At 60.0% G+C, this 15,473-nt stretch carries 12 protein-coding genes and 1 pseudogene; 6 read left to right on the top strand and 7 right to left on the bottom strand.

Going from position 1 to position 15,473, the window contains the following annotated elements; translation table 11 throughout:
• Positions 1–53: 53 nt before the first annotated feature.
• Together ampC and QN219_RS06970 are read left to right on the top strand one after the other, a co-directional pair.
• A complete protein-coding gene (ampC, locus tag QN219_RS06975) occupies positions 54–1,202 on the top strand; it encodes a class C beta-lactamase (RefSeq protein WP_283998851.1) in 1,149 nt (382 codons plus the stop codon).
• 300 nt (positions 1,203–1,502) lie between these two features.
• Complete coding sequence (locus QN219_RS06970; protein WP_283998850.1) at positions 1,503–2,072, top strand: putative glycolipid-binding domain-containing protein; 570 nt, start codon at positions 1,503–1,505, stop codon at positions 2,070–2,072.
• 139 nt (positions 2,073–2,211) lie between these two features.
• Here the strand turns inward: QN219_RS06970 and QN219_RS06965 are convergent, their stop codons facing one another.
• The 3 genes from QN219_RS06965 to QN219_RS06955 all read right to left on the bottom strand — a co-directional run bounded on the left by QN219_RS06965 (position 2,212) and on the right by QN219_RS06955 (position 5,591).
• The gene (locus QN219_RS06965; RefSeq protein ID WP_283998849.1) at positions 2,212–3,387 is read right to left on the bottom strand and encodes a PQQ-dependent sugar dehydrogenase; all 1,176 of its coding nucleotides are present in this window, start codon (positions 3,385–3,387) and stop codon (positions 2,212–2,214) included.
• Between the two features lie 44 nt (positions 3,388–3,431).
• Positions 3,432–3,905: a DUF2231 domain-containing protein gene (locus tag QN219_RS06960; RefSeq protein WP_283998848.1), complete on the bottom strand. Its 474-nt coding sequence runs from the start codon at positions 3,903–3,905 to the stop codon at positions 3,432–3,434.
• 411 nt (positions 3,906–4,316) lie between these two features.
• Positions 4,317–5,591, bottom strand: a complete 1,275-nt coding sequence (locus tag QN219_RS06955) for a hypothetical protein (RefSeq protein ID WP_283998847.1) — start codon at positions 5,589–5,591, stop codon at positions 4,317–4,319.
• Positions 5,592–5,940: 349 nt separating this feature from the next.
• On the opposite strand from QN219_RS06955, the gene QN219_RS06950 reads away from it, so the two are divergent.
• From QN219_RS06950 to QN219_RS06940, 3 genes are all read left to right on the top strand, one after another.
• The gene (locus QN219_RS06950; RefSeq protein ID WP_283998846.1) at positions 5,941–6,318 is read left to right on the top strand and encodes a VOC family protein; all 378 of its coding nucleotides are present in this window, start codon (positions 5,941–5,943) and stop codon (positions 6,316–6,318) included.
• An 18-nt stretch (positions 6,319–6,336) separates the two neighbouring features.
• Positions 6,337–7,230 (top strand): arginase family protein, encoded by an 894-nt coding sequence (locus tag QN219_RS06945; protein WP_283998845.1) that lies wholly within the window; start codon positions 6,337–6,339, stop codon positions 7,228–7,230.
• A 486-nt stretch (positions 7,231–7,716) separates the two neighbouring features.
• Complete coding sequence (locus tag QN219_RS06940) at positions 7,717–8,430, top strand: DNA helicase (protein ID WP_283998843.1); 714 nt, start codon at positions 7,717–7,719, stop codon at positions 8,428–8,430.
• Positions 8,431–8,606: 176 nt separating this feature from the next.
• Here QN219_RS06940 and QN219_RS06935 read toward each other — a convergent pair whose 3' ends face one another.
• The 3 genes from QN219_RS06935 to QN219_RS06925 form a co-directional block, all read right to left on the bottom strand.
• On the bottom strand, positions 8,607–9,356 hold the full coding sequence (locus QN219_RS06935) for a class I SAM-dependent methyltransferase (RefSeq protein WP_283998842.1): 750 nt from the start codon (positions 9,354–9,356) through the stop codon (positions 8,607–8,609).
• Between the two features lie 403 nt (positions 9,357–9,759).
• Positions 9,760–10,161: a hypothetical protein gene (locus QN219_RS06930; RefSeq protein WP_283998841.1), complete on the bottom strand. Its 402-nt coding sequence runs from the start codon at positions 10,159–10,161 to the stop codon at positions 9,760–9,762.
• 135 nt (positions 10,162–10,296) lie between these two features.
• Positions 10,297–13,635, bottom strand: a complete 3,339-nt coding sequence (locus QN219_RS06925; RefSeq protein ID WP_283998840.1) for a M10 family metallopeptidase C-terminal domain-containing protein — start codon at positions 13,633–13,635, stop codon at positions 10,297–10,299.
• Positions 13,636–14,282: 647 nt separating this feature from the next.
• Here QN219_RS06925 and QN219_RS06920 point away from each other — a divergent pair.
• Positions 14,283–14,426, top strand: a pseudogene (locus tag QN219_RS06920) (VOC family protein); the annotation flags it as partial.
• 26 nt (positions 14,427–14,452) lie between these two features.
• Here the strand turns inward: QN219_RS06920 and QN219_RS06915 are convergent.
• Positions 14,453–15,091 (bottom strand): peroxiredoxin-like family protein, encoded by a 639-nt coding sequence (locus QN219_RS06915; protein WP_283998839.1) that lies wholly within the window; start codon positions 15,089–15,091, stop codon positions 14,453–14,455.
• Positions 15,092–15,473 lie beyond the last annotated feature (382 nt).

The raw sequence follows: 15,473 nt of genomic DNA, 5'->3' as shown, positions 1-15,473 counted from the left end.
CATGTTTTTATCCTTATATCGGATAGGATCCAAGAAACATGCAGCAGGTTCAAATGAAAACCCTAGGACTGGCAGCCTTCAGCCTCATCGTCTCGACGCTCCCTTTCACCTCCGCTGCGGCAAACGAAGACAGCTTCCAATCGAAAGCGCGCGCCGCCTTTGCAAGCGCCATCGAAGAATACGAAATTCCCGGGCTCGTCGTGGGCATGACCAGGAATGGCGAGCACAGCTTTTATGCGACGGGCCTCGCATCGCGCGCCGACAACCGTCCGACAACGCCCGACACTCTTTTCGAACTGGGATCGATCAGCAAGATCTTCAACGTGACGCTGGCGGCGCTCGCAGAACAGCGCGGCCAACTCTCCCTTGATGACCAGGTTTCCCGGTATCTGTGCGCCGACGCCTGCTCGATCGGCAACGGCATGACGCTCATGGATCTCGCGACCCATCATTCCGGCGGGCTGCCGCTGCAGGTTCCCGACGGCATCGCGGACACCAAGGAGCTCGTAAACTGGCTCAAGGACTGGCGGCCGCCGCAGCCTGGAACGCGCAGCTACTCCAACGTCAGCATCGGGCTTCTTGGCTATATCGCCGCAAGGGCGATGGAGATGAACTACACACAGGCGGTCGAGACGGTGCTGATCCCCGAATTCGGTCTTGAGAACACCTGGATCGACGTGCCCGCCAAGGCGATGGACAACTACGCCTTCGGCTACGACCGCAAGACCGACAAACCGATCCGCGTCACGCCGGGCGTCCTCGACGCGGAGGCCTACGGCGTCAAGTCGAGCGCGCGCGACATGCTGAAGCTGCTCGATGTGGAACTCGGGGAGGGGAGCGTGTCCCCGGAGCTGAAAGCGGCTGTCCGGCGCACCCAGGAAGGCCAGTTCAGGACCGCCAAATTCACGCAGGATATGATCTGGGAGCAATACCCGTGGCCCGCCGATCTCGAGACGATGGTGGCGGGGAACGGCTACGACTTCATCCTTCGCCCGCAGAAGGCAGACAGGATCGAGCCGGCGCTCGCGCCTGAGAAGAATGTCATCATCAACAAGACCGGATCGACGAGCGGCTTCGGCGGCTATGTCGTCCTTATTCCCCGCGAAAAGCTCGGCATCGTGGTTCTCGCGAACCGGAATTATCCAAACGAAGCGCGGGTCAGGGCAACCTATGCGCTGATCGAAGCGCTGCTTTCGAAATAGGCTTGCGAGCGGGGTCCGGACGCCGGGGAGGGTCACGACACGACCCGTTGCTGCCAGTCAAGTGCTCCGTTCCCTCACGCTTCCCCCGCCGTACAGCCTTCCCCCCTCTCGAGGTGAGAGTTTCCTTCACTGCGCGAATGGCATTGACGAAGACGCCTTCGGCCATAGTTAGTCGCTAAAGCCGTGGGCGGGATGCAACTCGGGTTTTTGGTCCAAGTCCCGTCGGCCGCCAACGCGATTGTCTCCATCGCCTTCCCAGGTGCGCTGGGGAAGGCAAGACGGACCTGTGGAAGAGGCGAGATGACGAAAGTCGCGCTCTGGAGAACCCTCTACACCCCTGGCCATGATGCCGCCCGGTTGTTTCAGGCAGAGTCGGGGTGGCGGCTCGAAGGGACAGCCGTTTATTCAAGGGACGGAGAGCCGTCGTGTGTTCGCTATGCCCTGGAGCTAGGGCCTGACTGGTCCACGCGGAGCGGATCAATCGAAGGTTTCATTGGCGCCAGAGCCATTAGCAGCCGGATTCAACGCGATGCACAGGGCTGGACTCTCAACGGGGTTAGGCAAAGCCGGGTCGAGAACCTCGTAGACCTCGACTTCGGGTTCACGCCGGCGACGAACCACCCGCAGTTGCGCCGCATGGCGCTGCGGAGGGGACAATCTGAGCGTATTACCGTCGCATGGATGGATGCGGACTCCGAGAAGCTGGAGCCGTTGCCGCAAGTCTACCGCCGCGTTTCTGAGCATGCCTACGACTATGAATCGCCACAAGGTCCATACCGTGCAACGCTTCGGATCGCCCCGAGCGGCTTTGTCGGCCTCTATCCGGAGCTTTGGGAGATGGAACTGAACGTTGCCCAGACCCGCTCCTGACCCGGCAACCATGACGAAGCGCATCGGAAACCGTCAAGCGGCTGCTTCTGGCGCTGTCTGCGCGTTACTGCAACCGAGGCATTGAAGCCGAGCCACCACATCAGCCAGATGCTGCCAACAAGTGCGAAGGGCAGCAACGCTATCCGCCCTTCTTGTAACTCACCCTGTAGATCACGCCGTTCGTATCCTCCGAGACGAGCAGTGAGCCGTCCGGAGTTATCGCCAGCCCCGCGATGCGGCCAAATTCGGTCTTCCGGTCCTCGCTCAGGAAGCCAGTGAGGAAGTCCTCCGTGCCAGTCGGCTCGCCTTTTTCGAAATTGACCCGGACGACCTTATATCCGGCCGGATCGGCCCGGTTCGCTGAACCGCGCAGCGTAACGAAGGCATCGTTGCGATAGTCCTCCGGAAACTGCTGCGCATCGTAGAAGCGGATGTTGATCACCGACGCATGTGCGTCGAAGGTTAGCGCTGGCGCGACTGTCTTGGTTTTGCAGAAATCATCCTTGGGCGCACCCTCGGGCATGGTGAAACTCGCCCAGTCGGCCTGTCTGTCGCCGTAGCAGAACGGCCAGCCGTAGTGCGAGCCTTGCTCTATCTTGTTCAGTTCCTCGCCGGGCAGCTCGTCACCGAGGTGGTCGACACCGTGGTCGACGCCCCACATGACCCCGGTGTCCGGATGCCAATCGAAGCCGAGCATGTTTCTCAGCCCCTTCGCGAAGACCGTGCGTTTCTTGTCTTTTATGTCTAGCCGAAGGTTGGCAGCCTTTTCGTCGCTGCTTTCGAAGCACGCATCGCAGGAACTGCCGACGTTGATGTGCAGCGCTCCGTCGGGCGCGAAGGCGAGCGTCCGCCGCCCGTGCTGGCCGCCGTCGGGCAGGTCGTCGATGATCGTCTCGAATTTGCCGATCGTCCCATCCTCGTTCAGATCGGCCGCCATAACGGCATGGACCGTGGCGAGGAAGATACGACCGTCCCGGATTGCAATGCCATGGATGCCGTCGAGATCGGAGGCCATCTTGCGAGGCTTCGGATCGCCTTCCTTGACGGCGATCACGTCCTTTTCCTCGGGGCGCGTCACGTAGACGGTGCCGTCTTCGGCGATCGCCATCATGCGGGCGTTGCCGAGGTCACGGGCAAAGATGCTGACCTCGAAACCTTCCGGAACCTTGAGCCGCTTAACGACATCCTCGCTGAATGGCTGGTGTTTCGGCCTGAAAACATTCGTCTCGACCTTGTGGAGCACGCCTTCTTGCTGCGCCCAGGCAGATGCTGACACAAGCACAACACTCAACAGCATAGCTGCTTTTCTGGCCATATCTGCTCTCCTAATCTCCGGCGCTGCCGGGACCCGTCGAGTGCCTAGAGCGGTCCGGCCTCGCGATCAGCCACACCCACGCGATGCCGGTAGACCATCTCCCAGCCTTTCCAGCCGGTGAAGAGGAAGATGCCGACGACGATAAGGGAGAGGATGAGCCCCTCCGGCATCACGGCAGAAGGACCGTTGACATAACGCAGGTAAAAATTGGCGAGCGTCAGGAGGAGCGCGACCGCGTTGCCGACGAAGTGGTACCAGGCGTCGGTCAGTTCACGGATGCGCGGTTCACCGATGAAATCGGCAAGCCCGGCCAAGGCTGCAAAGACGCCGAAAAAAAGTGCACCGCCAAGCAGCCAAAGCGTTGCCGTCGCCCACGATCCTGATCCGGTTCGCCAGAATGCAAGGTCGCAGAACAATGTCGAGACGACAAGCACTACCGGGAACGGGATCAGCATCGGGTGGATTGGATGGCCGGCAACCTGGACGGTGCTACGGGGATTTCGATCGGAAGCAGCCATCTCCTGTCACCGTTTGGGTGTTTGATCCCATCATAACGTGTGTCTCCGAGAGTTGGTTCCGGCTCACGCCGGCCGCGGCTCATGGAAGCGGCACCAGCCATTCGGACTGATCTCACCGGCGACGATTTCGCATCCGTTCGGCTCCAGGAAATGGGTGCAACCGCCGCAGCGGCGACCCCGATTTGGTGAATCCTGGTATCGTGCCACGCGTTTCGGCGTAGTTCCGGTGCCCCGCGCAGCAGGCGGACTCGTCATGCATGAGGCGACCACTCCAGTGCTGGCAACGACCGCGCCAGCGATTGACACCTGCAGAAGTCTTCTGCGAGACAGCTTTTGTTTCGGCCCGCTACCCTCTTTCATGACCTATCCTCCATGTAGGAGCGCACAGCGCACATCCCCGTTGGGTTACGATTAGATCGACTTCAAGTACTCGATGAGGTCAGCCTTTTCCTGGGTGGTCAGATTCAATTTCAAATGATCGTTGTAGTGCTCGACGACGTCCTCGAGCGCGGCGAACCGGCCATCATGGTAGAACCCGCCCTTGTGAACCTTTTCCATGTTCCAAAGCGCCCGCAGCGGCGCTGTCCGATAACGCCCGTCCGGGGATCGCTTCGCCTGGAAATCATCAATCCCGATCTCGTCCGCGGTGTGCAGGTTCCATCCGGGTTCGGTGAAGAGCGGCGGCACATGGCACGTGGCGCACTTGCCCTTTTCGCCGAAGAGGGTTTTGCCCTTTTCGGCGGCTGCGCGGTCGAAAGTGCCCTCCGGTGGTTGTGGGGTTGGCAGCGAGAGCTGATAGAAGTGAAGCGCCGGCAGCTTCGCGGTGATCCGGTCTTCCTTGTCCTGCTTGTGGCCCTGCTTCGTCCTGGCGGCGACCGGATACTTCTCTGCGTCGTCGAGGCGCGGATCGTAGAACACGCCCTTGCCATGCATTTCAAGATTGCCGACATAGGCGTTCCAGTAGCTGACGGTGCCCCAGGCGCCGGTCCAGGTATGGTTGTTCACCCCCGCCAATCCGAATGCGGGAGGATTCAACGTGGCGGACGTCTTGCCGTCCGGACGAAAGGCTTTCCCATCGAGGTTGAGTTCGGCATCGAACTTGCCGGGTCCCCACGCCTCCACCGCTTTCTTCACTTCGGCTTCGGAAATCTGCAGCATTTCGGTGAATGCCGTGAGGTCAGGCGCTAGGGCGACGATCGCACCGATGTTCAAATCGCGGTTGGGCCAGCCGTCCAGGCGATGACCGATACCGGGAGCGTAGGCGTCGTCGACCGTCGAGTGGCACACCGCGCACTGGATGCCAACTGAAGTCAACGTCTTCCCGTCATCGTCGAAGAATCCGGTAACGCCGACAACGGCATTCGCCTTCAGGAGAACAAGTGTGCTGGCCGGATCGGTTAGATCAACCTCGCCTTTGTTAAGCGCCGCAGCTACGTCCTTGGGAATAGCGTTGACGTCGACCTTCAGGCCAAGCTCGAGTGCCTTCTGGGGACTAAGGCCTGGCCCCTTGCCACCCAATTTTTCACCGGCGATCGCCTCGTGGAGCTTGAGCTTGCCTCCCCAAAAGTCCTCGCTGCCGAACGTGTCGAAGCGGAATGTCTCGCGGCCTTCCTCGAGATATCGTTTGGCTTGCTCGGCCGCTGCTGCGTCAAAATCCTTCCCCCGGATCGCGTCCTTGACGCTCATTTGAGCCGCGGCGGGAAGCATGGTTGAAGAGAGGAGAAGAAGAATAAAAAGCGCAGTTCGCTGCAGGTGTCGAGGCATCCTACGTCCCTCCACGCGGCCGGTATGTTCGGTACGCGGAACCTGGTCAAGCCAAAGGAAAATACGCGCTATAGTATATTGCAACTTGCTAAAGTAGCAAGGACTCCTGCCGCCCGACACATGCTGGAAAGCACACTGCCCTCCTGACGTAGGTGGTCCGACGAGGCGCCCGCGCCCGTTCTCACCGTTGGGGTGGATAAGCGACGGTCGACCTCAAGGGAACAATGACCAGAAGCACCCGTTACAAGATAAGGCCGGAACGGAGGTAACCGTGATCCACCATGTCTCGGTAGGGACAAATAACGTTGAACGGTCGAAGCGCTTCTATGACGCTGTCCTGCCAATCGTCGGCATACTGCCAATGGCAGAAGACGAAGGTGGACTGGGTTATGGCAGCGGCACGTTTCACTTCAGCGTTCAGGTTCCGATTGATGGAAAACCAGCGACCGTGGGAAATGGCACTCATATCGCGTTTGCCGTCGAAGACCGTTCGATGGTCGATCGATTTTTCGCAGCAGCATTAAAACATGGTGGTATCGACGATGGCGCACCGGGGCTGCGACCGAATTACGATGCCAACTATTATGGGGCGTTCGTCCGCGATCCAGACGGGCACAAAATCGAAGCAGTGACCTACTCCGCAAAATAGCTGCCAACCGAGGCGCCCATGCCGATCCTCCCCTATGCCATTCTCGAAGCCCCTTCCACGCTGGGCCTTGCGACCGACGGTGTGGAGCGCTTGCCCGATCAGCTCCTGGACCTTGGCCTTGCTGAGCGCATCCACGCGCGCCGCGCCGGACTGTTAGCTGTGCCGCCAAAGGATCCGACGCCCGATCCCGAGACCGGCACCCTGAACGCCAGGGCAATTGCGGCGTGGTCGCCCAAGCTCGCCGACGCGGTGGAAGCGGTGCTTGATGCGGGCGAGTTTCCGGTGGTGCTAGGCGGCGATTGCACGATCTTGCTGGGCTCGATGCTCGCGTTTCGGCGGCGCGGCCGCTACGGCCTGTTCTTCATCGACGGCAACGCCGATTTCTTCCAGCCCGAGGCGGAACCCAATGGTGAGGGCGCCTCGATGGATCTCGCCTTCGTCACCGGCTACGGTCCGTCGCTCCTGACCGACATCGAAGGTCGCGGTCCTCTGGTCCGCCCTGAAGACGCTGTTGCGTTCGCCTATCGCGATCACAAGGACCAAGAGGAGTACGGAAGCCAGCCTCTCCCCGAAGAGCTCAAGATACTTGATCTCCCCGCAGTGCGCACGATGGGCATCGAGGCCGCTGTGCGCGAAGCGGTCGACCACCTGACGCGAGCGGAACTGGACGGCTTCTTCATCCATCTCGACGCAGACTGCCTCGATGACGCCATTATGCCGGCTGTCGATTTCCGCGTGCCTGGCGGGTTGTCGTGGGACGAGCTAGAGGCCGCACTCCGCGTTGCGCTGTCGAGCGGCAAGGCCGTCGGCCTCGAGATCACCATCTACAATCCGCGCCTTGATGAGGACGGCAGCGCCGGACGCGGCCTGGCCAAGGTATTAGCCGCAGCGCTCGGAACAGCAGCACCCTGAGCACGGCGAGCAACGTCTGCATTCTGGCGCAATTAGGCACACTCCGAACGACAGACTTTGGGTCGGTTGCCGAAGGGCGCTATCCGGTCAATTTGTCCTATAGCAGACCGTCCCCTCGCGGCCCCACTCGAGACGTTCGGCGTGTCGTCACCAAGCGTCCGCAATTGGCGCTGTCTGCGCGTTCAGCTCGACGGCAGCAATGTGAACTTTCCACCTACTGCTACGATATCTGAACCGGACAGGTCGACCCTTTGCTGCCATATGCCGATCGCACGGGGAATTCCGGTGCTGGACGAAGCTGTCATCAATGCTTGTGACGAATCAGCAGGCCCGCTAGTTTCCGTAGCACAGGCTTGGCCCACGCCTCCTCCCTCCATTCGGGGAAGTATCGCACATACGGGGTAACAACATCATCATCATCGAACCATCTGTTCGAGCGTCGCATAAGGAGGGATTGCGTTTCCGGCTCGGAATGGAGGTCCTTTGATGAAACTTTCTGCCCCCATCTTCCAATTGAAACGACGAGCCAAGCTCATGGCTCGGAACAATAATGTCCCCCTGCACGAAGCACTGGATCAAATTGCGCGTGAGGAGGGGTTTGCAAGATGGAGCCTCCTCTCGTCCCAAGTCGCAGCGGCGTCACTCTCCAAATCAATCCTGGCTCGGCTGGATGAGGGTGATTTGCTGCTAGTGGCCGGTCGCCCCGGGCATGGCAAGACCACGCTCGGCCTACAGCTGTTGCTCGACGCTGCCCGAGACGGCAGAAAAGCGGTATTCTGCACGCTGGAATTTACAGAACAGCAGGCGAGGAGGCACCTTCGGTCTTTGGACGAGGGGGCTCACGATTTTTGCGACACGCTGGAAATCCTGACGTCCGATGAAATCAGCGCGGACTACATCATCCGCCATTTGTCGGGGTCGGAGCGCCGGACGGTTGCCGTTATCGACTATCTGCAGATACTGGATCAGCAGCGAAGCAAGCCTGCGCTCTCGGAGCAGGTTCTCGCCCTTGGAGATTTCGCCAAAAGGACGGGCGTCATACTCGGGTTCATTTCGCAGGTAGATCGATCGTTTGATCCGGAAAGCAAGCGCCTGCCGGACATCCGGGACATTCGTCTCCCTAATCTCGTTGATTTGGGGCTCTTCAACAAAGCCTGCTTCCTGCACAACGGTGAGGCACAGCTTCAAGACGTGGCCTGACGTGCTCGACTGCGGTGATGCCGAAGAGGTATCACGGCAGTCGATCTTGCAATGACCGATGTTGGCGCTCCGCAGCACGGGCCGGCAGTCTCGCCGATGCCGCGGCCGGCGACACCCGCTTCCGTTAATGGCCAACGGCGCCGGAGCAGGCGATAGCCTGGCTCGATGGGTGGACCTCAAGCCTCCAGCACCATTACCACGATCCAGGCCTGCCACTTCAGCCCAGGAATTTTCAGGAGCAGATTATCTATGCGTTCGCCGAGAGCCCGGATGACGCGTCCGGCGGCTTTTGTCCGGAAGGGTATCGAGGCGAGCGTCGAGAGTCCGAAGAACTGCAAGTCGCATCTCGAAAAATGTCGGCGCACGATGTCGAAATCGGACTTCAGCAGCGGATGCTCGTCGACGGTTCGGGCTTCGGGCGTCCTGCTCCGGTAAAGATTGATCGCCCGATTGTGGCCGAGAGGCTCGAAGAAGATCGCGCGGCCCGAGGGACGCAGCACGCGCCTTACCTCCTTGAGTGCTTCCTCAAGATTCAGATGATGGAGGATGCCGCTGCCGAAGACCACGTCGAAGCTTGCCGGCGGAAATTCCATCTTTTCCGCGTTGTCGACCCTGAAGCTGATATTGGTGATCGACTTGCGCGCGGCTTCGGTATTGGCTTGGGCGATGGCCACATCCGAAATGTCGATGCCGGTGATTTGTTTCGCCGATGCGGCCAGGCCAATGCTGCTTTGGCCGTTGGAGCAGCCATATTCCAGTACGTCCCTGCCGGCGGTCGCCTGCCGGACCAGCTGCCAGTACGCCGCGACAGCCGCCTGCACAGCGAAATAGAAGGTGTCTTCCTTGCGCGCTTCCGTCGCGCCGAAGCGCTCGTTGTGGAAGTCGCGTTCCCGCATGAGGCGATCGTAGAACTGGTTTTGCGTCATGTTCCCCTCCTCCTGGCACTCTCGCGAGCGGTCCTCCAGTCTGCTTGGGTGAATGCGCGTGCTGCTTTTCTTGCGCTGCGGGATGTCCCGAGCTAACACCCGCTGCCGTGCAGCAAAGTACGGCCTGCATGATCAGCGACATTTCATGGTTGGTCAACACTCTAGCGCCTACAACCCCACGTTGGTAGTTGGTTGGTTGCAGCGCCACTCATCCGAGACGCCAGGTCCAGTTCCGACCCAAACCTGCCGTCTGGCAGTCTCAGTGTGAGTGACCGCTCTGCGCCTCATTTTCGCCGTAGAACAGCTTGGCCGCTTGCTGAAAGCAGACATTGCCAGTGTCTATGCCGGAGCCGGTGATCAGCCGTCGACATCGGTTTTCGAGATGAGTTCTTGTCGCCAGCCTTTAATAAATCACTGTGTTGAGTGTGACGTTGACAGGCGGACCCGGCTCGAATTGTGTGCTGCCGCGCGCCACCAGCCAGCCATCCGCACGCTTCAGGCGCGCAACGATCCGCAGCGTTGGCGAAGCTGTCGAGCCTCGGGGCGGGGACAAGGAAAAGGCTATCGCCTTTGACCCGCCGTCGCTTCTGATGCGCGTTTCCGTGGCACGACGTCGCGCATTATTTTGAATGGCAGGGTCCTCGAGATAAATTTCGAGATGACCCTTCGGTATAACCGCGCCGCCCTCGAACGTGATCGTGCCGCGAATATCCGTGGATTGTGCCGCGAGTGGCCGGGCGACCGCGGCGACAGCCGCAGCTCCGACAGTCATTAACACTGTGCGGCGGTCGGTCGGGCGCTTCATCACACACTCTCCATGATCGCCCCGTAAGGCCCGTGCGGCAGCGGCATTGCCGCTCAACTAAGGGTTCGAAAAGAGAAACCAACTCCAAAAGGAATATTAGGTGGGGCGCCTGAACGCGCCCCACCTGCGGTCGAGTTAGATGATAATGAAGTCGGCCGTCGAAAGCCTCAGATTTGTGCTCAGCTGCGCAAACTGAATGGCTGCAACGTCTCCGCCGCCATCGGCGTCATAGGACAAGGCGCCGCTATCGGTATCGTAGATGATGCGGTCGTCTGCGTCATGAGCGACGCCCGCCGCACTCCCGTAAAACGCGCCCAAGGCGAGAGCGCCGTCGCCACCCACGCTGTCAAAGATGAGGTTGTCCAGCAGGATCGTGTCGTCAATGACCTTGAAGTCCTTGATCCAGTCGACATTGCCGTTCCCAAGCGCCGTCGAGAAGCGGAACGTATCCTCTCCCTCGCCGCCGGTAAGCGTGTCGGCCGCCAGACCGCCATCCAGCAGATCGCTGCCGCTACCGCCATTGAGCGTGTCGGATCCCGCGACGCCCGGCTGGGCTGGCGCAGGGGGAAACTCCACCGATACATTCAACTCATATGCGGAGCCTGCCGGCACGGCTTCCTCCCAGCCATCGCCCGGCGCCGTTGGCGACCAGCTGCCTTCCAATATGTAATAGGTTCCGGTCTCCTGAGCGACGAATACCAGGCTTGAATCCCGGTTGCTTGTAGAGCCGGGGTCGCCGCCGCCATCATCGTTCTGAGCGACGATGTTGCCGGCGCTGTCGAGCAGCCTGACCCAACTGTCATGGACATTCGGATCGGCAATTCCGTCAATGTCGATCGTAATGACCGTGCCGGCGGCCAGATCGACCTTGTAATATCCGCCCTGGCCGTTTCCGGTGGCGTTGACGGTCGTGTGAAGGACCGTCGTCGAATCGAAGATATCGGGATCGGCGGTCAGGGAAAAGTTGTTGGAGATGTCGAACGCGGCTGCGATCGAGTTGTTCGTCGCGTCCGGTCCGAGCGTCGCGTAGCCGGTTCCCATGCCCGGCCGTGGCGGTGCGTCGCCCTGATAGGCGAAATCGCCGAGCAGGGTGTCATCGCCGCCGCCGCCGTCGATCGTGTCGTTCCCGCCCTGGCCGGTCAACACATTGGCTGCGCCGTTGCCGGTCAGTCGGTCATTGAATCCCGAACCTGCAAGATTTTCGATGGAGACGTATGTATCTCCGCCGGACTTGCCTCCCGCGAGACTGAGCCTGACGCCGCTCGTTGCGTCAGCGTAGTCTGCCGTGTCGCTGCCGGCGCCGCCGTTCAACCTGTCGGCGCCGCCGCCGCCGGTCAGCGTGTCGTCACCAGCGCCGCCGGAGAGCTCATTGACCAGGGCATCGCCGATGAGATGGTCATCAAAAGATGAACCGACCGCATTTTCAAAGCCCGCGAGTATATCGTGCCGGATCGCTGCGCCTCGGCCGACGATTTGCACCGGACCATCACCGTCGCCACCGCTGGCCGTGCCGTTGGCAAGATCGATGATCACGCCGTCAGGGCTGCCCGCGTAGACGACCGTGTCAACACCGGAGCCCCCATCGAGATAGTCCTGACCGGCGCCACCGATGATCGTGTCGTTGCCGCCTTCGCCATAGATGATGTCGCCATCATTGCCGCCATCCAGGATGTCATTGCCGTCGCCGCCGTTGAAATAATCTCCGCCGCCTTGGCCCCAGAAGTGGTTTGCGGCAGCCGTGCCGATGAAGCGGTCGATGCGGTCATCGGAACCGATCAGGTTTTCGATGCTGTAGAAAGTGTCGCCCGAGGCGGTGCCGCCGCTGGCGACATTCGTGGCGAGGTTGACGAGCAGCTGGAAAGGACTCTCCTTGCTGAAATCGACCGTATCGACGCCCGCGCCGCCCCTGAATATATCGATTCCGTCCTGGCCGCTCAGCGTATCGTCGCCGGCGCCGCCGTCGAGAATATCGTTGCCCTGACCGCCCAGAATGGTGTCGTTGCCGCCGCCCCCGTAGAGCGTGTCGTTACCATCATCGCTTTCGGTCTGGTCTTCGAGGTCCTCGACATCGATCGTGTTGTTGATGTCGCGGCTGGCGAGCGAGTCGCGGCCGCCGATGATCAGGTCATCACCGCCCTGGCCGAAGATCGTATCGTCGCCGGCGCCGCCGTCGAGCGTATCATTTCCGCCGGTGCCGAAGATGATGCTGGTCATCGTGTTGTCGCCGATGATGGGCGGGGTCTCGCCGCTGCCGCCAGGCGGGGGCGTCGACTCGTCGGCGTAGATGATGTTTTCGACGTTGGCGATTTTCCTGATTCTCAGGTCCCTGGACAGGAGAATGACCGTGTCATTGCCGCCGTTCGCCTCCTCGCGAACGATGTCATCCAAGGAATCGACGAAGTAAGTATCGTCGCCGCCGTTGCCAGCCATGCGGTCGCCGCCGCCGCGGCCGTCCAGCGTGTTGGCGCCGTCATTGCCGATCAGGATGTCGTCAAACCTGCTGCCGATGCCGGTCTCGATGTAGTAGTCGGTCCCATCCGCGTTGTGTCCGGCGAAGATCGACACATTGTTGCTATGGCCGTTGACGCTGGAGAACTGTCCGGCGCGCAGGTCGAGTATTGTACCCGCCGTCGAGCCGGAGAAGTCGATCGTGTCCGTCCCGCCGGTGTCATGGATCACAAAGCCGATGTCATGCTGCATGCCAGAGGAGGTCAACTGGTAGCCGTACTGCGTGCTGCCGAAGCCGTAGACATTGTCCCCTGTGTTGAGCTCGATGTGCTGATAGGTGCGCACGCCATTGGCGTCGACGGTCGAGAAAAAGCGGCGAATGACGGCCTCGATGTCGGCCATCAGCGGCGTCGACGCAGACCAGCGGGTGGTTTCGCCGACATCGATGCCATCGAAATAGGACATGACGCTGTATTGCTGGCGATCATAAGTCCAGGTCGCATTGTTCAGGTAGTTGATCTGCACGCCGCCGGGACCGCTGTAATTATAGAGCCCGGGATGGTTCAAGCCGAATTCATGGCCGAATTCATGGATGAAGGAATCGAAGACGTAGCCGCCGATATCCGTCTTGTTGGGTTCCGTGTCGTGGAACCGCTGGCCGATGCTGACATAACGATTGGCCGAATAGGCGCTGCCATCGTCCTCCTCGCCGAGTTCGGGGCTCACAACCTCCATCCAGTCCGTTGCGCTATTGAACGGCGCGTCGTCGACGATCTCGAATTTCAGCGGGGTGACAGACGCCCACATCTCCAAGGCGCCGATCGCGGCGGCCTTGTACTCGGGGTGGTCGTTGAGCTCGTAGACATTGATCCTCAGCGTTCCCGCAGCGATGTCCGGCGTCAGGCTACGGGGCAATGCCCCAAGATAATCGAGAAAGGACTCATAGTCCTCGCTCTTGCCATAGGGGTTGTCCGGCGTCTGATCGTTTTCCCACCAATTGTCGCTCGTCTGGCTTGGATTCGGCATCGTGAGGTTCCCTCTCTGACGATCGTGCTTAGTTTACGGCTATGCCGTTTTTGCAACTGCCAATTTTCCACCACAGGCATAGCGTGCGCCTGCCTGTCAGCCCCGTCACCCGGTCCGAATAATGTTATTGCAACCTCTGATTTGTCACCCCCATAAAGACGGGGGTGATGCCACATTAACAATTGGAAGCGCGGCGACCTGGAGGGGCAAGCTACGAAACCGTAGCGGCGCCTGACCAATTCTCAGCCTCTGCCGGTTACTTGCAGAGTTTTGAGATGAAAGCGGCTTCGACGCGCCCAGCACCGAACAGAAGAAGGCTGCTGGCGTGTTGTTCGCCTTTTAAGTCGATGTCTGATTGTCATCGTAGGCTCAGTCAGATTGGGACAAAGCCTGGGCCAAGTTGATGTCCGCTATGGCTTTTCGTGCGCCAAGGAGCCGCCAGTCCGCAAACGGCCAAAATGTCGGTCTGCCATGGACGCCGTGCAATATGGCTGCGTCTGGCGCATACTGGTCATGCTGGCGACCGAAGCTCGTCTGGCGACAATCGATTCCCGACGTCTCCATCCAACCGGTACTCGAGCTTGATCTTCGAGTTGCATGTGGGTGCCTGCATCGGCATTGTCCCCTCCTGGACCAAGGAGAATCCCATGCCGAAGGTCGTTGGTATTGGTGGTGTGTTCTTCAGGGCGGCGGACCCGGCAGGGCTCGCCGAGTGGTACGAGAAGCATCTTGGGATTGACGACCTGCACAGATCCGTATGGCAGCAAGAGGCAGGGACAACAATTCTTGGTTGTCGGCCGGGTTTTTTGGCCACCTGTCAAACTGCAACTTGGGAAGCTGCCGACATCAACTCCTTGGGATTCGGTGCCTTGAACGTATAGTCCGTTTCCAGAACTTCAGTGAAGCTCCAACGTACGATGCCCTCCCGGTCTATCAGGAACTGACCGACAAGTTGCGCCTTGTCGGAAGCCATCATCTGCTGATCGGCTTCCGTAATCTCATATCCTTCCTTCTTGTTGAGAAACGCGTTCATTGCCATTACGTCCATAGGCTCGGGCAACTCGCCCGGTAGTTGGATCCGTATTGCCATGACCGTCTCCATCCCGACCTCCTGCAAGCCGAAAGCGCGGTGCGAGGCCCGCGCCAGGTCGGACGCCGCCAGAAGATCGGGTACTGGATGGTAACGGAAATAGAGCCGCGCGCGTTCGACCGGCGTGTTGACCACAGCCAAGCATTCGACGCCTTTCTCACGCAGGGCCGGATTGAGCTGCGCCATCGTCGCGACATGGCGCCGGCAGAACGGACAATGCAGGCCTCGAAACAAACCGATCAGTAACGGACTGCGGCCTCGGAAATCATCGAGGGCGATCTTGCCTTCGTGCGAGATCGCATCGAGCACAACGTTCGGTGCCCGGTCGCCGGGCTGCAGCGGGCCGTCGACATTGTTCGTAGACATGGACAAGCTCCTCGTCCCGGATCAGCCAACAAAAGACCGTGGCTCGTAGTCCATATTAATCCTTAGAACGACCGCGCTCACGATCAAAATACCATCTGAGCCAGATTTCGCTGCGTTCAGGGGTCTGTTTCGGGTCCATGCGGCAGTTCGCCGATCCGTCGGGCATGTCCCACGCCGGGCGCATTGCAGTCGCTCGTGGCAAGAACACGCTTACGCGAATTTGAGATCTCTGACGCGGTGAATACCTGACGTTTCTTCCGCGAAAAAGTGGCGTATCTTGCGGCGACGGGCGCCATATCGTTTCATTATTTCATTGAAACGGTGAAATGACCCAACTCTTTGAAACGACGCAATCCCTGCGGAAAACCGTTGCACAGTTTTC

This window comes from Sinorhizobium sp. 8-89 (genome assembly GCF_030124325.1).
Taxonomy (GTDB): Bacteria; Pseudomonadota; Alphaproteobacteria; order Rhizobiales; family Rhizobiaceae; genus Sinorhizobium.
Note: the sequence above shows the minus strand (reverse complement) of the source record. Positions and strands in the feature narration are given on the sequence as shown.